Raw genomic sequence first — 20,273 nt, 5'->3', positions numbered from 1 at the left:
AATTTAATTCGTTGCAAATAATTAGTGCGACGCCAATTTAGCATTAGCAAAGCAATTAAAATCATACTAAATAAATTTAAGGTGGATATACTGGTGAGAATTTTAATGGTCGAAGATAATACATCCGTATCAGAAATGATGAGTATGTTCTTCAAAAAAGAAGGTTGGGAAGCGACTTATGTCACTGATGGCAACGATGCAGTGCTCACCTTTAATGCGGCCCCACAGTCTTGGGATTTAATTTTACTCGATTTAAATTTGCCGGGATTAGATGGGATGCAAGTTGCAATGAAAATCCGTGAGGTTTCCAAACTAGTCCTCATTATGATGTTAACCGCGCGTGACACAGAATCCGATCAAGTACTCGGACTGGAAATGGGCGCAGATGATTACGTCACAAAGCCTTTTTCACCAATCACATTAATTGCACGGATGCGAGCAATCTACCGGCGTGCTGAAATCGCGAACGGCACGATTGGTCCGGTTGATGTTCATGAAGAGTTTGATGTGGTTACCAGTACAATGAAATTAAATTCATCAACGCGGGAAGCATACTTGAATGGTCAATTGATTCAAGATTTAACCCCCAAGGAATTTGACTTATTACGCGCTTTAGCCAGGAAGCAACGGCAAGTTTTCTCGCGTGAACAATTATTGCAATTGGTTTGGGATTATGAATATTTTGGTGATGAACGCACTGTTGATGCGCACGTCAAAAAATTACGGCAAAAAATTGAAAAAGTTGGCCCCCAAGTGATTCAGACTGTGTGGGGTGTGGGCTATAAATTCGACGATTCTAGTGTAAATGGCGCTGATTAAATCAAGAGCAAAATGAACGAGGGCTAGCGTGGTCCTCGTTTTTTTGTTAATGCAGTCTGATATCAGGGAGAGTTGATGATGAGATTAAGACAACAAATGTTAACGTTTATCGCGATCATCATGATTGTGTTGTTCGCTGCCGGACTTCTTTTAATGCAACTGACAGCACACATGGTGGTGGTAAGTCAGTTAGGTCACTTTTGTCAAAGTTTAGTGATGATCTTTTTGATGGTCGGTCTGTTGGTGAGTATTTTGGGGATGGTTAGCGTGCAGCGGCTCAGCAAACGGTTGCAAACGATCCAGGAAGGCACGCGCTGCATCGCGCGGGGTGATTACAAAACGACACTAGCCGCCAACGGTCATGATGAAATCAGCGATTTGGCCCAGGCGATTAATCTTTTGTCGAATACTTTGACCCACCAAAAACAGGAAATTGACACGCAAACAGCCCAATATAGGACGTTGATGGCCAATGCTGCGCATGAAATGCGGACCCCTTTGACGACGATTTCGGGTATCGTTGAAGGACTTCAATATGATGTGATTGCTGAACAAGATAAGTTACATGCCTATGCCATGATTAAAAATGAAGCTGATCGTCTAGCACGTCTGGTGAAGCACACCCTGGATTATGGGCGCTTACAGCAGGGTCAGATCCGATTGCAACGGCAAACGTTTGATGTGACGCCGTTGATCAATGCGTTAATTGACCAACTATCCGATAAGGCGCGTCTAGCAAAGGACCACCTGATTTACGAGCAGGCTGCGCCAGTGATTATCCACGCTGATCAAGATTATTTTATTCAAATTTTATATAATCTGGTCAATAATGCGATTCAATTCACAGCAAATGGCACCATTACAATTAAAACTTGGCGTGAGGCGCGCCAGACGCTCATCCGCATTTCCGACACAGGCATTGGGATGACATCGGCACAAGTCACCAAAATTTGGGAACCTTACTATAAAGCTGATCCAACCCGCATCCAAAGCGGTGAGACCGGCCTCGGTCTGGCAATTGTCCGCCAGTTAGTCCAAGCTCATGGTGGCACAATCAGTGTGCACTCGGTAGTTGGTCAAGGCACTATTTTTGCGGTGACTCTCCCTGACTTGCCGGAAAATCAGTGATCTTCATTACAATTTTAAGGTTCGATGTAAAAAAGTTACACTTCAATCACTATATTAAATTATAACTATTATAGGCAATTAACGTGTAATTAGATTTGTTTTGAATTAATTTAATTTAAGTTGGCAAAACCTTGAACAAATCACTTGTGAAAACGTTTACATCATGATAGTATATATAACGTTGATTATTAGAGAGTTTGTTTAGAGGTATTATTTATGTCAATTCTTATTGCGTTGATTCCAGCGTTAGCTTGGGGATCAACTGGTATTGTTACGAGCAAGATGGGCGGCACAGCCGCTCAAGGAACGTTGGGGATGACGTTCGGTGCCTTGCTTTTTGGTTTGGCAACAATGTTTTTCTACGTGTTGCCAACAGCTGGTTCAGATTTTGCCTTTAATGGTCGTATCTGGGTCGTTGGTTTTGTTTCAGGATTGTTCTGGGCTGTTGGTACAGCTGGTCAATTCGTTGGATTCAAGAAGTTGGGTGTCTCAGTTGGTAACCCATTGTCAACAGCTGGTCAAATCGCGACCAACGCGATTATGGCAGCGGCTGTTTTGGGCGAATGGACAACTGGTCGTATGTGGTTGTTTGGTTCAATAGCCATTGTCGCAGTTATCGTTGGTGCGGTTTTCACTGCTTTGCCTGACTCAAAGTCAAGCGTGGCTGAAGTTAATCCAGCGCATGATTTCCGCGGTGGTTTGATCGCAGTTATCATCTCAACTTTGGGATACATGATGTACTTCGTCTTCCCTAATTTGTTGGCTAAGGTGGGTTACATCTCAGCTGCAACTAAGGCTGCACCACATGACACAGGATTGTACTACATGACTTCAATCGTGGGACCACAATCAATTGGTCAAGTATTGGGTGCCTTCATCATCGTTATCTTCTTTATGAAGGAAGGTAAGACGATGTTCCAAGCCGCTACTTGGCGTAACATTGTTACTGGTTTAGTATGGGCTTTGGGAAACGTATTCATGTTTATCTCAGCTGCTAACCCTAACGTTGGTCAAGCAGTTGCGACCACCCTTTCTCAAATGGGGATCATCGTTGGAACATTTGGTGGTATCTACATCTTGGGCGAGAAGAAAACCTCACGTCAAATGGTGTTTATCGTCATCGGTGCCATCCTGGTTGTGATCGGTGGTATCATGATTTCGGTTTTGAAGAGTTTGTAATTGTATATTAATTAGCAATCAACAAGTAACGATTACGTCGGGGATGACGTAATCGTTTTTTTTATTGTTACATCAGATTCGACGTGTCGTGGAAGCGTTTACATGTTAAAATGAAGGTGTAAAATATCTTAGTATATGGAAGAAGGCATCTCACATGACAGTATCAGTAACTGATTTTGGTAATACTCCAGCAGGTGAAACAATTAAACACGTGGTCATCACTAATGCGAATGGTCATCAGCTTGGCCTCGTTTCGTGGGGGGCTTCATGGCAGTCCTTCAAAACAGCGGCTGGTGTGGATTTGGTATTGGGTTTCAATGATGTTGCTAGCTATTTGGATAATGACTATTACCTCGGTAATATCGTTGGCCGGGTAGGTGGTCGTTTAGACCAAGCCAAGTTCGACTTAAATGGTACGACCTATCATTTGGATGCGAACGAGGGTGCAAACACATTGCACGGCGGGGAAAAGAATTTTTCACACAAAAATTGGGAAATTGCAACTGTTGATGAAGCAAACAATTCGGTCACGTTTTCTACCACGATGACTGAGGCTGAAGACCATTTTCCAGGCACCCTCAAGACCACGGTTACCTATACCCTAACGGATGATGATGAAGTTAAGTTGGACTTTGGGGCCACATCGGATGCGGACACATTGTACAACCCAACCTCTCATGTTTACTTTAATATGGCTGGCTTAGGTGCCGATGCGCGCGAGTTAGAGCTACAGCTGAATGCATCGCGCCATTTAGAATTTCGGCCTGACCAGTTGCCAACAGGTAAGCTCTTAGAGACGGCTGGAACAGCGTTTGACTTCCAAACGAAAACTAAAATCGGTGATAATATTGCGAAGTTAGAGACGGATGCTTTTGATGCCAAGTTTGATGATGCCTTTGAAGTGGCCACTGGAACGGATGCACCGGCAGCTATTTTGACCGATCCCGTTTCAGGACGGACTGTTGAGGTGTCAACGGATCGTAATGGGGTGATTTTCTTTATTACGAATCCTGACGTGGATAAGTACGAAGACCAGGCCGCGTTTTTGGCTGAAAACCCCTTTAACGGTGTGGCTTTGGAAGCACAAACCCTGTCTGACGCGATTCATCATCCGGAATTTGGGGATATTGTCTTGCCAGCGGGTGTTGAAAAGCATTATGAAACACGCTATGTTTTCAAGAACATCTGATGCGTGAAAGGTGACTGGGTAAGACTGTGAAGATTGTGAGAATTGTCGTCAGTCTTGCTTTTCATTTAGCGGTTAATGATGTATAATTGGACTATACCAATTATGAATGGAGATGTAGTGATGAGTACTTTGACTTTTGATGCTAGTAAGTTGGCATCGTTTGTTTCTGAAGATGAACTAGCAATGATGCAACCAATGGTGACGGTGGCCGATGAATTGCTACGCAAGGGTACTGGGGTAGGTGCGGCCTATACCGACTGGCTGCATTTGCCAACAGCATATGATCGTGAAGAATTTAGCCGTATTCAAGCTGCAGCTAAGAAAATCCAAGCCGACTCGAAGGTTTTGGTGGTGATCGGTATTGGGGGATCATACTTGGGTGCTCGTGCGGCATTAGACTTTTTGAATGATTATTTCGTCAATGCGTACGCCGATAGTGATCGTGATTATCCGCAGGTGTTGTTTGTGGGGAATAACATCTCGGGCCAATACTTGAATTCAGTGCTCAAAGTGATCGGTGAGCGCGATTTTTCAGTGAATGTGATTTCAAAGTCAGGTACGACGACAGAACCAGCGATTGCTTTCCGAGTGTTTAAGCAAAAGTTGGAAGAAAAGTATGGGGTTGCGGGTGCTCGCGAACGCATCTATGCCACGACTGATGCCAATAAGGGCGCTTTAAAGTCGTTCGCTGATGCCGAGGGCTTTGAAAAGTTTGTGGTGCCTGATGGTGTCGGTGGTCGATTCTCAGTGTTAACTGCTGTAGGATTGTTACCAATTGCAGTTGGTGGTGGTGATATCGAGGCTTTGCTGGCTGGTGCTGCTCAAGCTGAAGGTGAGTTGGTCTCAGCTAAGCTGGCCGAGAATCCAGCTTACCAGTACGCGGCTTATCGTAATATTCTCTATCGCAAGGGTTATGTCACAGAGTTATTGATCAACTATGAACCAACGTTAGTGCAATTTGGTGAATGGTGGAAACAATTGCAGGGTGAATCTGAAGGTAAGGATGGTAAGGGAATTTTCCCAGCTACCGGAAACTTCTCGACCGATTTGCACTCCTTTGGACAATATATCCAGGATGGTCGGCGTAATTTGTTTGAAACCTTGTTACGTGTGACTGAACCCGTGTCAGATGTGGTTATTCCAGAAATGGATGCTGAGGATGGCTTGGGATACTTGCAAGGTGAGACGATGAGCTATGTGAACCGAACAGCTTCAGATGGGACCATGTTGGCCCATGTTGACGGTGGGGTTCCAAATATGGTTGTCGAATTAGAAAAGCAAGATGCCTACCATTTGGGTTATGTGATCTACTTCTTTGAGGTTGCTGTGGCTATTTCTGGTTACTTAAATGGTATCAACCCATTTGATCAACCAGGTGTTGAAGCCTATAAGCGGAATATGTTTGGTTTGCTTGGTAAGCCAGGTTATGAAGAATTGACGGCTGAATTACGGGCACGTTTGTAAGAAAATGATACTAGTTATGCAAAAATCAGGGCATAACTAGTTTTTTTATTAAACTTCTGGTAATATTGTAAAGTGATGGAGAAACGGCCTTTATAGCTGTTTTGAAAAATAGATTTCAAGAAAACTCTAGGAGATATGAATCATGTCAATCGGAATGAATGATATTAAGAACGGAATGCACATTGAATATAACAATGGTATTTGGAAGGTGTTGGACTTCCAACACGTTAAGCCAGGTAAGGGTGGCGCCTTCATGCGTTCAAAGTTAAAGAACTTGCGTAACGGAGCGGTTAACGAATATACTTTCCGACCAGGTGATAAGTTTGAAGAAGCTGATATCCAAACTTCAGAAATGCAATATTCATATGCTGATGGTGATAGCCGTGTGTTCATGAATATGGAAACTTACGATCAAGTAGCGATTCCTGTTGACAAGATTGAAGATGCTATGAAGTTCTTGTTGGAAGGTACTGAAGTAAAGGTTACCTACTATGGTAACGAACTATTGGGTGTTGAAGTGCCAAAGACTGTTGAATTGACAGTTACTGAAACACAACCTGGTATCAAGGGTGCTACTGCTAATGGTGGTGGTAAGCCTGCTACTATGGAGACAGGCCTTGTGATCACAGTGCCTGACTTTGTTAACCAAGGTGACAAGTTGGTTGTGAACACTGATAATGGTGGAACTTACTCAGCACGTGCCTAATTATTTATTAGATGGTAAAAGCGCCGACCGGTTGCCGGCCGGTGCTTTTTGTTAGAGATGACGTTAATTGACATCAAACGGAGGTAAAAAACATGGCTGAAGAGACAATTTTACTTGCTCATGAGGGCGAAGCAAACGGTGAAACGCGAGTGAATTCACGCGTGCTAGAAATCATTGCCGGCTTGGCAGCAGAAGAAGTCGAAGGGGTTGCTCGTTTGCGTGGTTCAATTAGTGAACGCGCCAAGGAAGCCTTTGGACGTCATGTCCACGGTAAGGGTGTCGAAATGCGCCAAACTGCCGATGGTTTGGAAGTTGATGTCTATGTGGATTTGAATTATGGGGTGAGCGTCACTAAGGTAGCTCATAAGATTCAAGAACACATTGCCAATCAAGTGGCGGCTATGACTGAATTGCATGTGGATATGGTTAATGTGCACATTGCCGGCGTCGTTTCATTGAAGCCTGAAGTATCAATTGATCCAAATGATTTGTTTGGTGAGAAGACAGAAGCGAATGGGGATAAGTAATGGCTAGTTTAAATCGACACCAGTTACGTCAAGGTGCATTACAATCTTTATTTGGCTTGTCAATGAATCCAGATGCTGATTTGGAAGTAGTAGTAGCGCAAGTCATGGCTGGTGATCCAGAAATTAAGTGGGAGGGTGCTTTACCTGCTGACTTGATTGACTTGGTGACAGCTGTTTTGGCACATCAAGATGAGATCGACCTGTTGATTGCTGAAAACTTGGCGGACGGTTGGACCCTTGATCGTTTAAATTTGATCGATGTCGTCTTATTACGTTTGGCAATATACGAAGCCCGTTACACAGACACTCCTGCTAAGATTTCGGTTAACGAAGCTTTGAACTTGGCCAAAGAATTTTCTGATGAGAAGTCAGGTAAGTTTATCAACGGCGTTTTAGGAAAAGTATTGACGTTCTAAAGATAAGCGAGTATAGTTATATTCCGTTAGAGAAAAGAAGTAATGGCATCCCGTCATTCACCTTGTAGATTTTCATCTGCGGGTAAATCAACTTTCATTTAGAGTAGATGATTGGCGGGATATCGTATTGTTACGGTAGCTCGCTTTTATTATTTTCACACAAGTTTTTACGGAGGTTAGGACCATAGCAAACGCGCGTCAACCACAACAACAACAAGATTTGATTAATGATCACATTCGTGTTCGTGAAGTTCGTTTGATTACTGATGACGGTGATCAAGGTGTAATGGATACAGCAGATGCACAACGCATCGCTGACGAAGCTGAATTGGATTTGGTATTAGTGCAAGCTAACGCCAAGCCACCGGTTGCCAAAATCTTGAATTACGGTAAGTTCAAATTTGATAGCCAAAAGAAGCAACGGGAGCAACGCAAAAATCAAAAAATCGTTAGCGTTAAGGAAATTCGTTTGAGCCCAACAATAGACGACAACGACTTTAACACTAAAAAGAACAATGCAATTAAGTTCTTACAAAAAGGTAACAAAGTTAAGGTCTCAATTCGTTTCCGTGGCCGTGCAATTACGCACAAGGAAATCGGACGCGAAGTAATGAACCGGCTTGCTACCGACTTGGAGGAGATCGCAAAGGTCGAAGCCAAGGCGAAGATGGAGGGCCGCAGCATGTTTATGGTGCTTGCCCCTAAGGAAACTAAGTAATTAAACCAGTTTGGAGGATATTTTAATGCCTAAGTTTAAGACACACCGCGCTTCAGCAAAGCGTTTCAAGAAGACTGCTAAGGGTGCTTTGAAGTCGGGTAACGCCTTTACGTCACACCGTTTCCACGGTAAGACTAAGAAGCAACGTCGTCAATTACGTGGAACTTCAACTATGAACCACACAACTTTGAAGACTTACACTCACTTGTTGTACAACATCTAATCAACTTCTTTAAGTAATTAGATTTGACACGTTGAATTTTAGAAAAATTATCGGAGGAATTTACCCATGCGAGTTAAGGGTGGAACTGTTACACGCGCACGTCGCAAAAAGATGATTAAGTTGGCCAAGGGATACCGTGGTCAACGTCATATTAACTATAAGGTTGCTAAGCAACAAGTTTGGAAGGGTTGGGTTTACGCTTTCCGTGACCGTAAGGCTACTAAGCGTAACTTCCGTAAGTTGTGGATTGCACGTATCAACGCTGCAGCACGTATGAACGGTTTGTCATACTCACGTTTCATGAACGGTTTGTCATTGTTGGGTTCAAAGTTGAACCGTAAGATGTTGGCAGACTTGGCTGTTTCTGACTCAGCCGCATTTGCAGCTTTGGCAGAAGCTTCAAAGAAGGCATTGGCAGATAACGGACAAGACTTCCGTGTAGCAACTCCAGCTACTTTGGAAACTTCAGTAGAAATCAAGGTTGCTGAAAAGGCTACTAAGACTGTTGCCGTTTCTTCAGAAAAGCCATCAGCTAAGAATACTGTTGCTGAAATTAAGGCATATTTGGATGCTCAAGGCACTGAATACGCTGCTTCAGCTAAGAAGGCAGAATTATTGGCATTGGTTTAATGCTTAGTTAAAAACCATCAGAAATGATGGTTTTTTTGTGCATTTAAAGGCATTGAATCACCGCAAAACTGATTGTTAAAAAGGGGACAAAAGGAATCCTGGTTCTATAAACCATTGCTGGAATCAATGCGAGGGCACAAGCAATAGTCAGCCAGAGATTAAAGTGATAGAAATCAGTTACTAAGGCTACCAAATAGATGATATCTAAGTCACCATTGCCAATCATTGTCTCGTAGAGTGTATTGAACAAGGATCCGGCAATATACAGGAGGGTCATCAGTAGCAATGACCACAATGCATGTGGCGAAACAAAAATTAAGCCATAAAATGGACAAAGCAAGCCCCAAATAATTGTTTGAGAACGCAGATCAAAACAACTTTCAATACATAGAATGGCAAAAAACAACGTGAGCACCATATGAGATCTCCTTATAACGTATGCAAGAAAGAGAATCGAAGGGTATAAATTTGTACAAATGACACGCCCGGGGTGGTTTGCAAAACAAAAGTTGTGAAAAGGGCATTTGTTTTGGATAAATGCTTGCAATTAAAACCTGGGAATGGTAATATATTCTTTGTGCTTAAAGCAATTTAGTGTCCGCGATCGGTTCGCGAGACGTGCTGAACTGATTGCGGATAGCCGAATTAAGCTATTATTTCGAGTTATTTAACGATACGCCCGGAATTGTGGACTACAAATACAAAAAATCGAAAGGGGACTCTTAGACATGCCTACAATTAACCAACTGGTTCGTAAGCCCCGTAAGTCAAAGAGCACGAAGTCAAACTCACCAGCTTTGAACTTCGGATATAACTCAATCTTGAAGAAGGCCACTAAGCTATCTGCTCCACAAAAGCGTGGAGTTGCTACTCGTGTGGGAACTATGACACCTAAGAAGCCTAACTCAGCATTGCGTAAGTACGCTCGTGTGCGCTTGTCAAACCTTATTGAAGTTACTGCTTACATCCCAGGTATTGGTCACAACTTGCAAGAACACTCGGTCGTTTTGATTCGTGGTGGTCGTGTTAAGGACCTTCCAGGAGTTCGTTACCACGTTATTCGTGGTGCGTTGGACACTGCCGGTGTTGACGGACGTATGCAAAGCCGTTCAAAGTACGGTGCAAAGCGTCCTAAGAAGAAGTAATTTAAGGGAGGACATATAAAATGCCACGTAAGGGTTATACTAAGCAGGCTGAAGTTCTGCCTGATCCAATTTACAACTCAAAGCTAGTTTCACGTTTGATCAACCGCTTGATGCTTGATGGAAAGCGCGGAACTGCTTCAACTATTTTGTACAATGCGTTCGATCGTATTAAGGAATCTACTGATCAAGAACCACTAGCAGTCTTCGAAGAGGCCATGAACAACATCATGCCTGTATTGGAAGTCCGCGCACGTCGTGTTGGTGGATCTAACTATCAAGTTCCTGTCGAAGTTCGTCCAGAACGTCGAGTTACTTTGGGATTGCGTTGGTTGGTTTCTTATTCACGTCTCCGTGGTGAGCACACTATGGAAGAGCGTTTGGCTAAGGAAATTATGGATGCTGCCAATAACACTGGTGCATCTGTCAAGAAGCGCGAAGACACACACAAGATGGCTGAAGCCAACCGTGCCTTTGCACACTACCGTTGGTAAGCTTTTCTTATCAATTGGTATTGAAAGAGATTTCAGCTTCGGCTAAAATCTCTTTTTTTGTAAATTTCACAAAGTGGCCAAGTTGCATCTAGTCAAGTGAGACTGGGATTCAACTAGTCAATACGTGATTTTTGCGGTATAATTTAACGTAAGCGGTTTTCTACAATCGAAAATCGAATATTAACATAGGAGAATTTTTCACAATGGCTAACAAGCGTGAATACCCATTGAACCGTACTCGAAATATCGGTATTATGGCCCACATCGACGCCGGTAAGACAACTACGACTGAACGTATCTTGTACTATACTGGTAAAATCCACAAAATTGGTGAGACTCACGATGGAGCTTCACAAATGGACTTTATGGATCAAGAAAAGGAACGTGGAATCACAATCCAATCTGCTGCTACGACTGCAGTTTGGCATGGTTTCCACGACCAATACGCCAAGGAACCATATCGTGTTAACATCATTGACACCCCAGGACACGTGGACTTCACAATCGAAGTTGAACGTTCATTGCGTGTGTTGGATGGTGCTGTTGCCGTCCTTGACGGTGCTGCTGGTGTTGAACCACAAACTGAAACTGTTTGGCGTCAAGCTGAAACTTATCAAGTACCACGTATTGTTTTCGTTAACAAGATGGACAAGATGGGTGCTGACTTCCAAATGTCAGTTGACTCAATTAAGTCACGTTTGGGTGCTAACGCAAAGGCTATTCAATGGCCAATCGGTGCCGAAGATGACTTTGAAGGGATCATTGACTTGATCTCTAAGGAAGCTTTATTCCCAGTCGATGAATTAGGTGAGAAGTGGGAGAAGCATGATATTCCTGCAGATTACGTTGATTTGGTTGAAGAAAAGTATTCAGAATTAGTTGAAGCCATCGCTGATGTTGATGATGACATCATGGATAAGTACCTTGGTGGAGAAGAAATCTCAGAAGCTGACTTGAAGGCTGCCATTCGTCGTGCCGTTTTGTCATTGGAATTCTACCCAGTACTTGCAGGTTCAGCCTACAAGGATAAGGGTGTTCAAATGATGTTGGACGCGGTTGTTGACTACTTGCCATCACCTTTGGACGTTAAGCCATATATTGCTAACGATCCTGATACTGATGAAGAAGTTGACTTGATTGCCGATGATGACAAGCCATTTGCGGCTTTGGCATTTAAGGTTATGACTGATCCATTCGTTGGTCGTTTGACGTTCTTGCGTGTTTACACTGGTACTTTGGAATCAGGTTCATACGTTTTGAACACTTCAAAGGGCAAGCGTGAACGTGTTGGTCGTTTGCTACAAATGCACGCAACTAACCGTACTGAAATCGAAGAAGTTTTCTCTGGTGATATCGCAGCCGCTATCGGTTTGAAGGATACTACCACTGGTGATTCTTTGACTGACGTTGATCACCCATTGGTATTGGAGTCTATGGAATTCCCTGACCCAGTTATCCAATTGGCTATCGAACCTAAGACAAAGGCTGACCAAGACAAGATGTCAAATGCTTTGCAAAAGTTGGCTGAAGAAGATCCTTCATTCCGTGCCGAAACTAACCCTGAAACTGGTGATACTTTGATCTCAGGAATGGGTGAGTTGCACTTGGATATCATCGTTGACCGTATGAAGCGTGAATTTAATGTTGAAGCTAACGTTGGGGCACCTCAAGTTGCCTACCGTGAAGCCTTTACTCAATCTGTTAAGGCACGTGGATACTTTAAGCGTCAATCAGGTGGTAAGGGACAATATGGTGATGTTTGGATCGAATTCACACCTAATGAAGAGGGTGCCGGATTCGAATTCGAAGATGCCATCGTCGGTGGTGTGGTTCCTCGTGAATACATTCCTTCAGTTGAAGCTGGATTGCGTGACTCATTGAACAACGGTCCTTTGGCAGGATTCCCATTGGTTGACTTGAAGGCCAAGTTGTACGATGGATCTTATCACGATGTCGACTCATCAGAAGCTGCCTTTAAGATCGCTGCCTCATTGGCTTTGCGTGAAGCTTCTAAGACTGCCGGTGCCGTTATCCTTGAACCAGTGATGAAGGTTGACATTGTTGCACCTGAAGACAACCTTGGTGATGTTATGGGACATATCTCATCTCGTCGTGGTATGATCGAAGGTCAAGAGCAACGTGGAAACTCAATCATGGTCCATGGTAAGGTTCCTTTGGCTGAAATGTTCGGCTATGCTACTACTTTGCGTTCTGCTACTCAAGGACGTGGAACTTTCCAAATGGCCTTTGACCATTACGAAGCTGTTCCTAAGAATGTTCAAGAACAAATTATCGCCAAGTATGGTAAGCAAGAAGGTTAATTCTATTTAGAATTACCGAAAAAAGCACTTAAGTATTTATACTTAGGTGCTTTTTTGCGTTGGTATTTAAGGATAACCTGGCTTGGAAAATAGCAAACGCCCTCCAAACCACAGAGCTTGGGGGGCGTTGTGCTTATTGAATAGGGGTTTCTTGCGTTGCCACGGCTTCATGGGCCTCGGCCGTATTATTAACCAAAATTTGGAAGTAGTTATCAAAACCACCACCTGGATAGCCACGAATAAGCGCCATTAAATCTGCAGGACTCCATTCGCGAACAGCAATGGCACCATCGATATAGGTCAATGAATGGGCTAGTGAAGAAGTATTATCGACTAGATAGAAGGTTTTATTTGAATCTAGGTATAATAGCACTAAACGATGAGGATTGTTTGCCGTTGTTAAGCCAGCCATAACTGACAACATTGGATCCTGTAAGAAGCGTTCACTGATGTTCTCGTGTCGGAACTTGTGAATTGTTTCAAGGTTGTTACCAATAATTTTCATAAGTAGCCCCTCTAAATAAGTATTAAGCTCTATTATAATACTTATTTCATTCTAATCAAACTATAATTATTGGACGATCAATACGTCAGTTTTAGCATTTTGCACGACGAACGTTGTCACTGAACCCACAATCAAACGTTCCAGGGCATTCAGTCCTGATTTACCAATCAAGATTAAACCAGTATCGTGGTCATTTGGAAATTCGGATACAATCACTTTCTTTGGTGAGCCAAAACGCATGTGGATGTCGACTTCCAACCCTGGGAATGCTGCTAGAACCTGTTCTTTTAATTTGTTGAGCTTGTCTTCGGAGTCTTGGACCAAATGGTAGACAACATCTCCAGTAATGGACATGCCAGCCACGCCTGACAAAGCGTTGGTGTCAATGACATATAGTAAGTCCAGCCGCGTATCGTTGCGATGGGCCACTGCGGCAGCCTTTAACGCCACATGTTCAGAGACGGCAGAACCGTCAACAGGTGCTAAAATATTCTTGTACTCTAATTCGTTAGCCATAAGATTCCCCCGATTTTTAAAAGGTTAGCATCGTTCTAAAAGTGGTACGATGCCATACCAGTTATTTGTACTTACATTATATCTTTTATCAGAATGATATGAAAGGGTTTTCAATTTTCAGTAATCCCAAGATCAAATGTTTAAGAGATACAAGTCTGGCTGCTGCTCCTGGTCCTAAAAACCTCACCAAATAAGGCATCAATCTAGGTCTGCTAACGTGGCTGGAACGGTGAGAAAACGGTTAGAAATCGGCCATCACGGCATTTAACACTTGAAAAACCGAATAGAATTCTGTATAATTATGGTTATGCGATGAGTCGAGAAGATCATGTTTCGATCTTTATATACGGCCTACTGAGTTAAATCTCAACACGCGTATTAGTGGTAGGTGAGGACGGACGTTGTGGAACTCCCCCTCTGCACATGACTGCAATTTTTCGGAATTGGTGTACGTTGACTGGTAGAGTAATCTATCACCGGAGCTATTGCCGGTCATTACAATAGCATTGCCAAACTAAACGTCAAGGACTTGTCCTTGACGTTTTTTTATTGCACTAACTAAATCCAGCCGAGTTGTCCCGAGCTTAGGGAATCTGTAAAATTACACACTTTGATTAAAAAAACGCTTTCATTACTGGTATAATGGAATTGTGTATGGTAATAATTATAAGGAAAGCTGGGGAATTATATGATGTTTAATCGATTTTCATTCCTCCAACGATTACTAATTAATGTAATTATGTTATTGGCGTTGGCAGGATTTTTTAAGAACGGTCTTTATATCGAAAACTTTACGACAGGGATCTTAGCAGCCTTGGTACTGGGTATCTTAAATGGCATCTTGCGTCCATTTCTACAATTAATTAGCTTACCATTAACTTTGTTAACCTTTGGCCTATTTGGTTTTGTGATTAACGCGGTAATTTTGTGGCTGACAAGTTGGATCGTGGGTGCTGGATTCCAATTCGCAAGTTTTGGGTGGGCCTTGCTAATTTCGGTGATTATGTCGGTGATTAACGCAATCCTGTCAAGTTATCTAGTTCGAAACAACAAGTGAGAAATACTATGGCAAAAAAAATTACAGTAAAAGATTTATTAGACAATACGCGTTTGACGGTGGTGACGGGTGGCGAATATTTGGATCGTCCCATCACGACGGAAAACATTTCCCGTCCAGGGCTAGAAATGACCGGCTATTTCAATTATTATGCTGCAGAACGTGTGCAACTCATGGGCATAACGGAAACGTCTTTTGCACAACGGATGAGCCATGAAGAGAAATTGTTAGTTGCCCGTAAGATGATGTCAGCTGAGACGCCGGTTTTTGTGGTGTCGACTGGACGTCAATTACCAGAAGAGTTCATGCAAGCGGCAAATGAAGCTCAGATACCGGTCTTGGCGACTGAGCTCACGTCATCACGAATTTTGTCCAATATGACTTACTTTCTATCAGGACAACTGGCAGAACGGCAATCAGTACATGGTGTTTTGGTTGATATCTTCGGCTTAGGCGTCCTGATTACTGGTGATTCCGGTGTTGGTAAGTCAGAAACTGCGCTTGAACTCATCCAACGGGGCCACCGGTTGATCGCAGATGACCGCGTTGATATTTATCAACAAGATGAAGAACGGCTGGTCGGGGAAGCTCCTGCAATTTTAAAGAATCTCATGGAATTACGCGGTGTGGGTATCATTGACGTCTTAAACTTATTTGGTGCCGGTGCAGTGCGTAATCATGCGACCATTTCTTTTAATTTGCATCTAGCAAAATGGGAGGATGGTCAAGTGGTCGATCGGTTAGGTAATGGTGAGGATTCTATCCGAATTTTGGACGTTGACTTACCACGATTGGTGCTACCGGTGCAAACGGGTCGTAATTTGGCTATTTTGATTGAAACGGCGGCTAAAAATTTTCGGGCCAAGCAGATGGGCTTTGATGCCACGGAAACGTTTAATAGTCATCTGAATTCGTTAATTACTGAGAATTCAAATTAGTTAAAAAATGAAAACAATTAAAATTTGATTTATATACAATTTTTAATTGTGTGATAAAATTATTCTGTTATTGCTGTTCATAAATAGCAAATTAGGAGGCTTATTTTGAGTACAACATCAATTGCTGTGCTTGGTGCCGGTTCATGGGGAACTGCACTAGCAAACGTCTTGGCGGAGAATCATCATGACGTTCGGTTATGGTCCCATCGGGCTGCCCAAGTAGCTGAAATTAACGAAACCCACTTAAATAGTAAATACTTGGGTGAAAATCCATTGCATGAAGGTGTTGTCGCCTATACTGATTTGCGCGCAGCTGTTGCCGGTGCTGAAATCATTTTAAGTGTTGTGCCAACGAAGGCCACACGCGAAGTGGCCCATAAGTTACAGGAAACGCTGGCCAATATTGGTCAAAAGGTGATTCTCGTTGGTGCGACAAAAGGCTTAGAGCCGGGTACCTATAAGCGAACATCTGAAATGTTGGCTGAAGAGGTCGATCCCAAGTATCGCGAAGCGGTTGCGGTGATCGAAGGACCTTCACATGCTGAGGGGACGATTAAACATGATCCCACTTTGGTGAGTGTCGCCAGTGATGATCTGAAAGTTGCCGAACGTGTGCAAGCAGTCTTTACCAATGCTAGTTTCCGTGTCTACACTAATGATGATTTAGTTGGTTCTGAAATTGGGGGTGCCTTGAAGAATGTCATCGCCATTGGCGCGGGGGCTCTTGAAAGCCTTGGTTATGATGCTAATGCGAAAGCTGCCTTGTTCACGCGTGGTTTGGCCGAAATTGCGCGTCTAGGTCAAGCCTTGGGTGCTAACCCATTGACCTTTATGGGTCTGGCGGGGGTTGGTGATCTATATGCCACCGCTACATCCGTGCATTCTCGTAATTTCCGTGCTGGGCTACAGCTTGGTGAAGGCAAAAGCCTTGATGAGATTGTTGCTCACATGGGAATGGTTATTGAAGGTATCTCAACGACTAAGGTTGTGCATGAACTCGCACAGCAAAAGCACGTCGATATGCCAATTACAAAAGCAATTTATCAAGTGTTGTACGAAAATCAAGATCCCAAGGATGCCATTGCAGAATTGATGGGCCGTCCCGTACACCAAGAAGGAGAATAGTGAGTTATGAAGAAAGTACGTAAAGCTGTTATCCCAGCTGCAGGGTTGGGAACACGTTTTTTGCCTGCTACCAAGGCATTAGCTAAGGAAATGTTGCCGATTGTTGATAAGCCAACGATTCAATTTATCATTGAAGAAGCTTTGGCCTCAGGTATCGAAGACATCGTGATCGTGGATGGTAAGTCAAAGCGTTCAATTGAAGATCACTTTGATTCAAATCCTGAGTTGGAAAACAACTTGAAAGAAAAGGGAAAGGACGAGTTGTTGAAGATTGTTGAAGAAACAACGGATATCAACTTGTACTTCATTCGTCAATCACACCCACGTGGTTTGGGTGACGCCGTATTGACTGCTAAAGCCTTTATCGGTGACGAACCTTTCGTGGTCATGTTAGGTGATGATTTGATGACTGACGAAGTACCTTTGACCAAGCAATTGATTGATCGTTACGAGCAGACGGGTGATTCAACCTTGGCCGTTATGCGAGTACCTCATGAGCAGGTTTCTGAATATGGGGTGATCAACCCTGAAGCTGAAGTCAGCGATGGTTTGTTCAAGGTGACTTCATTCGTTGAAAAGCCAAAGCCAGAAGATGCCCCTTCTGACTTGGCGATCATTGGTCGTTACTTGCTAACGCCAGAGATTTTCGAAGAGTTGGAACACACTGCTCCTGGTAAGGGGAATGAAATTCAATTGACGGATGCGATTGATTCATTGAATCAACGGCAACACGTCTACGCTCATGAATTCAAGGGTAAGCGATTCGATGTCGGTTCAAAGATTGGTTTTTTGATGACCAATATTGAATTTGGTTTGGAACATCCCCAAACAAAGGATGCCTTGAAGCAATACATTAAGGATTTAGCGGCCACTTTGGACTAAGCCTGGTGGAAGAAAGTGAGGGGTTACTGCATTGTAGTAACCTCTCATTTTTCTGTAATGAAATAGATATAGCCAAACGGGGTTAAGCAGGGTAAAATATTCACTAATTTAATAAAAGATCATTTTGTGAATATAAATCTTGAATATGGAGGAAACAACCATGACACAACACTATGATGTCGTAATTATCGGGGCTGGGCCTGCCGGTATGACTGCGGCAACCTATGCGGCTCGTGCAAACATGTCAGTATTGATGGTTGATCGTGGCATTTATGGCGGTCAAATGAATAATACTGCTGAAATCGAGAATTACCCAGGCTTTCCAAGTGTTTTGGGACCTGAATTAGCCGAAAAAATGTTCGCTTCCACGACTAAATTCGGGGTAGAGTACGCTTTTGGCTCTGTTGAACACGTCATTGCTGCAGATGCACAAACTTGGCGGATTATCACCGACATGGATGAATATACAGCCAGCTCAGTGATTTTGGCGACCGGCGCCGCCTACAAGAAGTTGGGTGTGCCTGGTGAAGAAACGTTCACTGGCCGTGGTGTTTCGTATTGTGCAGTTTGTGATGGTGCCTTTTTCAAAGGGGAACATGTCATTGTCGTTGGTGGCGGTGATTCAGCCATTGAAGAAGCAACGTACTTAGCTGGTATCGTTGACAAGGTCACAGTTGTGCATCGCCGTGACAAGTTGCGCGCCTTACAAATCATTCAAGATCGGGCGTTTGCCAACGACAAAATCGATTTTATCTGGAATTCTGAAGTGGAAGAAATTTTAGGGGCAGATAACCGCGTGACGGGTGTCCGTATTCGCAATAATCAAACTGATGAAATTTCAACTTTGGCAGCCGCCGGTGTCTTTATCTATGTGGGCTTGTTGCCAATCTCAGAGCCATTCAATGACTTAGGTGTGACCAATAACTTAGGCTGGGTGCTAACTGATGACAGGATGGCAACGGACCAACCGGGTATCTTTGCGATTGGTGATGTTCGTGAGAAGGAACTACGTCAAATCACCACCGCCGTTGGGGATGCTGCGATTGCCGGCCAAGCGGCATACGGTTATGTCGAAGCGTTAAAAGATGTCGCCAGTGCGGTAACTGAATAAGTATTTTAGCAAGACTTTTTTGTTTTCGGACAAGGAGTCTTTTTTGTACTGATTAGTTTAATATCTGCAAAGGATAGTGTAAGATTGGATAATTGAATGTTTGAATCAAGATCAAACATTATGGTCCTAATATAGAGCAAAGAGAGAGGAAGTTACTATGACACTAGGTACTAAAATCATTGCATCAGCGCACTATGTGCCATCTGATGTCGTTACGAACGATGATTTAGCAGCCATCATGGAAACAAACGACGAATGGATTCAAGCACACACTGGTATTAAAGAACGGCGGATGTCTTTACAGGGTGAAAATACGTCTGATTTGGCAACACAAGCGGCACGCTTGGCGTTAGCCCAAATTGATCTCACACCAGCTGATATCGATTTAATTATTGTGACGACCTTTACGCCGGATGGGTTAGCACCTTCGACGGCAGCCTTAGTCCAACGAAATCTGCAAGCTGAGCATGCATGGGCCTATGATATCTCAACGGCTTGTGCCGGGTTTGTCTTTGGGATGAGTACGGCGGATAAGTTTATCCGTTCCGGACAATATAAGTATGCGTTGGTGATTTCTGCTGAAGTGAATTCAAAAATGATGGATTTTAAAGATCGCACGTCGACTGTTTTCTTCGGTGATGGTGCCGGTGCAGTGATTGTCAGTGCGGTTGATGAAGACGAAAATCAAGTAGTTGCTGAGCGGATGCGTACAATTGGCGATGCTGAGGTGGTTCATTCTGGACGTGTGGCGCCGTTGACTGAATTGTCAGCGGATAATTATCCTAAGACGGACGCCTTCGCACAGCTTGGCCGCCAAGTGTTCACGGAAGTCACCGAATTAATCCCCCAACACATTACTGAATTCTTGGCTGACCAAAATTTGTCACCTGATGACGTTGACTTTTATATCACACACCAGGCTAATTTACGCATCATTGAAAACATTGCTGATCAATTGGTGCAACCGATGGCTAAGTTTGCCGCTAACGTGGTGTACTATGGTAATACTTCATCAGCTGGTATTGCGATGGCATTTGATGAATTAAACCGTAAAGAAGATTTAACAGGTAAAAAAGTATTGTTGACTGGTTTTGGTGCGGGCTTCACATACGGTAGTCTTTTGTTGCAATTCTAACATTGAAAAAGGTTGATGATTATGGAGTAATCAATCAATCTTTTTTGA

The 20,273-nt window shown here is 43.3% G+C and carries 22 protein-coding genes and 1 pseudogene; 20 read left to right on the top strand and 3 right to left on the bottom strand.

Annotated features, from left to right (window positions below):
- Nucleotides 1-93 precede the first annotated feature (93 nt).
- From WSWS_RS06255 to rplT, 11 genes and pseudogenes are all read left to right on the top strand, one after another.
- The gene (locus tag WSWS_RS06255) at nucleotides 94-819 is read left to right on the top strand and encodes a response regulator transcription factor (RefSeq protein ID WP_070230465.1); all 726 of its coding nucleotides are present in this window, start codon (nucleotides 94-96) and stop codon (nucleotides 817-819) included.
- Between the two features lie 78 nt (nucleotides 820-897).
- On the top strand, nucleotides 898-1,947 hold the full coding sequence (locus WSWS_RS06250) for a HAMP domain-containing sensor histidine kinase (RefSeq protein WP_164699453.1): 1,050 nt from the start codon (nucleotides 898-900) through the stop codon (nucleotides 1,945-1,947).
- A 216-nt stretch (nucleotides 1,948-2,163) separates the two neighbouring features.
- Nucleotides 2,164-3,126 (top strand): GRP family sugar transporter, encoded by a 963-nt coding sequence (locus tag WSWS_RS06245; protein WP_070230463.1) that lies wholly within the window; start codon nucleotides 2,164-2,166, stop codon nucleotides 3,124-3,126.
- A gap of 154 nt (nucleotides 3,127-3,280) precedes the next feature.
- Nucleotides 3,281-4,315 carry an aldose epimerase family protein gene (locus tag WSWS_RS06240; protein WP_070230462.1) on the top strand — a complete coding sequence of 345 codons (1,035 nt, stop codon included), beginning with the start codon at nucleotides 3,281-3,283 and terminating at the stop codon, nucleotides 4,313-4,315.
- Nucleotides 4,316-4,435: 120 nt separating this feature from the next.
- Nucleotides 4,436-5,779 (top strand): glucose-6-phosphate isomerase, encoded by a 1,344-nt coding sequence (locus WSWS_RS06235; protein WP_070230461.1) that lies wholly within the window; start codon nucleotides 4,436-4,438, stop codon nucleotides 5,777-5,779.
- 142 nt (nucleotides 5,780-5,921) lie between these two features.
- Nucleotides 5,922-6,485 carry an elongation factor P gene (gene efp, locus WSWS_RS06230; protein WP_070230460.1) on the top strand — a complete coding sequence of 188 codons (564 nt, stop codon included), beginning with the start codon at nucleotides 5,922-5,924 and terminating at the stop codon, nucleotides 6,483-6,485.
- A gap of 92 nt (nucleotides 6,486-6,577) precedes the next feature.
- Complete coding sequence (locus WSWS_RS06225; RefSeq protein WP_070230459.1) at nucleotides 6,578-7,012, top strand: Asp23/Gls24 family envelope stress response protein; 435 nt, start codon at nucleotides 6,578-6,580, stop codon at nucleotides 7,010-7,012.
- Complete coding sequence (gene nusB, locus WSWS_RS06220; RefSeq protein ID WP_070230458.1) at nucleotides 7,012-7,428, top strand: transcription antitermination factor NusB; 417 nt, start codon at nucleotides 7,012-7,014, stop codon at nucleotides 7,426-7,428. The genes WSWS_RS06225 and nusB overlap by 1 nt, the downstream gene beginning before the upstream one ends.
- A gap of 148 nt (nucleotides 7,429-7,576) precedes the next feature.
- A complete protein-coding gene (gene infC / locus WSWS_RS06215; protein WP_114981431.1) occupies nucleotides 7,577-8,146 on the top strand; it encodes a translation initiation factor IF-3 in 570 nt (189 codons plus the stop codon).
- A 25-nt stretch (nucleotides 8,147-8,171) separates the two neighbouring features.
- Entirely contained in the window at nucleotides 8,172-8,369 is a 198-nt protein-coding gene (gene rpmI / locus WSWS_RS06210; RefSeq protein ID WP_070230456.1) for a 50S ribosomal protein L35, read from the top strand.
- A gap of 66 nt (nucleotides 8,370-8,435) precedes the next feature.
- Nucleotides 8,436-8,846 (top strand): annotated as a pseudogene (gene rplT, locus WSWS_RS06205) (50S ribosomal protein L20); the annotation flags it as partial.
- A 196-nt stretch (nucleotides 8,847-9,042) separates the two neighbouring features.
- Here the strand turns inward: rplT and WSWS_RS06200 are convergent.
- Complete coding sequence (locus WSWS_RS06200; RefSeq protein WP_070230454.1) at nucleotides 9,043-9,417, bottom strand: hypothetical protein; 375 nt, start codon at nucleotides 9,415-9,417, stop codon at nucleotides 9,043-9,045.
- Nucleotides 9,418-9,727: 310 nt separating this feature from the next.
- On the opposite strand from WSWS_RS06200, the gene rpsL reads away from it, so the two are divergent.
- The 3 genes from rpsL (at nucleotide 9,728) to fusA (ending at nucleotide 12,956) form a co-directional block, all read left to right on the top strand.
- Nucleotides 9,728-10,144 (top strand): 30S ribosomal protein S12, encoded by a 417-nt coding sequence (gene rpsL / locus WSWS_RS06195; protein WP_070230453.1) that lies wholly within the window; start codon nucleotides 9,728-9,730, stop codon nucleotides 10,142-10,144.
- A gap of 20 nt (nucleotides 10,145-10,164) precedes the next feature.
- The gene (gene rpsG / locus WSWS_RS06190; protein WP_070230452.1) at nucleotides 10,165-10,635 is read left to right on the top strand and encodes a 30S ribosomal protein S7; all 471 of its coding nucleotides are present in this window, start codon (nucleotides 10,165-10,167) and stop codon (nucleotides 10,633-10,635) included.
- 203 nt (nucleotides 10,636-10,838) lie between these two features.
- On the top strand, nucleotides 10,839-12,956 hold the full coding sequence (fusA, locus tag WSWS_RS06185) for an elongation factor G (RefSeq protein ID WP_070230451.1): 2,118 nt from the start codon (nucleotides 10,839-10,841) through the stop codon (nucleotides 12,954-12,956).
- Nucleotides 12,957-13,089: 133 nt separating this feature from the next.
- On the opposite strand, the gene WSWS_RS06180 is transcribed toward fusA, so the two are convergent.
- A complete protein-coding gene (locus WSWS_RS06180) occupies nucleotides 13,090-13,461 on the bottom strand; it encodes a hypothetical protein (protein WP_070230450.1) in 372 nt (123 codons plus the stop codon).
- Nucleotides 13,462-13,527: 66 nt separating this feature from the next.
- Nucleotides 13,528-13,977, bottom strand: coding sequence for a universal stress protein (locus tag WSWS_RS06175; protein WP_070230449.1), 450 nt, complete (start codon nucleotides 13,975-13,977; stop codon nucleotides 13,528-13,530).
- 688 nt (nucleotides 13,978-14,665) lie between these two features.
- On the opposite strand from WSWS_RS06175, the gene WSWS_RS06170 reads away from it, so the two are divergent.
- The 6 genes from WSWS_RS06170 to WSWS_RS06145 all read left to right on the top strand — a co-directional run bounded on the left by WSWS_RS06170 (nucleotide 14,666) and on the right by WSWS_RS06145 (nucleotide 20,225).
- Complete coding sequence (locus tag WSWS_RS06170; protein WP_070230448.1) at nucleotides 14,666-15,034, top strand: phage holin family protein; 369 nt, start codon at nucleotides 14,666-14,668, stop codon at nucleotides 15,032-15,034.
- A gap of 8 nt (nucleotides 15,035-15,042) precedes the next feature.
- Entirely contained in the window at nucleotides 15,043-15,972 is a 930-nt protein-coding gene (gene hprK / locus WSWS_RS06165; RefSeq protein ID WP_070230447.1) for an HPr(Ser) kinase/phosphatase, read from the top strand.
- A gap of 105 nt (nucleotides 15,973-16,077) precedes the next feature.
- Entirely contained in the window at nucleotides 16,078-17,097 is a 1,020-nt protein-coding gene (locus WSWS_RS06160) for an NAD(P)H-dependent glycerol-3-phosphate dehydrogenase (protein ID WP_070230446.1), read from the top strand.
- A 6-nt stretch (nucleotides 17,098-17,103) separates the two neighbouring features.
- Nucleotides 17,104-17,979, top strand: a complete 876-nt coding sequence (gene galU, locus WSWS_RS06155; RefSeq protein WP_070230445.1) for a UTP--glucose-1-phosphate uridylyltransferase GalU — start codon at nucleotides 17,104-17,106, stop codon at nucleotides 17,977-17,979.
- A gap of 160 nt (nucleotides 17,980-18,139) precedes the next feature.
- Nucleotides 18,140-19,090: a thioredoxin-disulfide reductase gene (gene trxB, locus WSWS_RS06150; protein ID WP_070230444.1), complete on the top strand. Its 951-nt coding sequence runs from the start codon at nucleotides 18,140-18,142 to the stop codon at nucleotides 19,088-19,090.
- 157 nt (nucleotides 19,091-19,247) lie between these two features.
- On the top strand, nucleotides 19,248-20,225 hold the full coding sequence (locus WSWS_RS06145; protein WP_070230443.1) for a beta-ketoacyl-ACP synthase III: 978 nt from the start codon (nucleotides 19,248-19,250) through the stop codon (nucleotides 20,223-20,225).
- Nucleotides 20,226-20,273 lie beyond the last annotated feature (48 nt).

Source organism: Weissella soli (genome assembly GCF_001761545.1).
GTDB classification, from domain to species: domain Bacteria; phylum Bacillota; class Bacilli; order Lactobacillales; family Lactobacillaceae; genus Weissella; species Weissella soli.
Note: the sequence above shows the minus strand (reverse complement) of the source record. Positions and strands in the feature narration are given on the sequence as shown.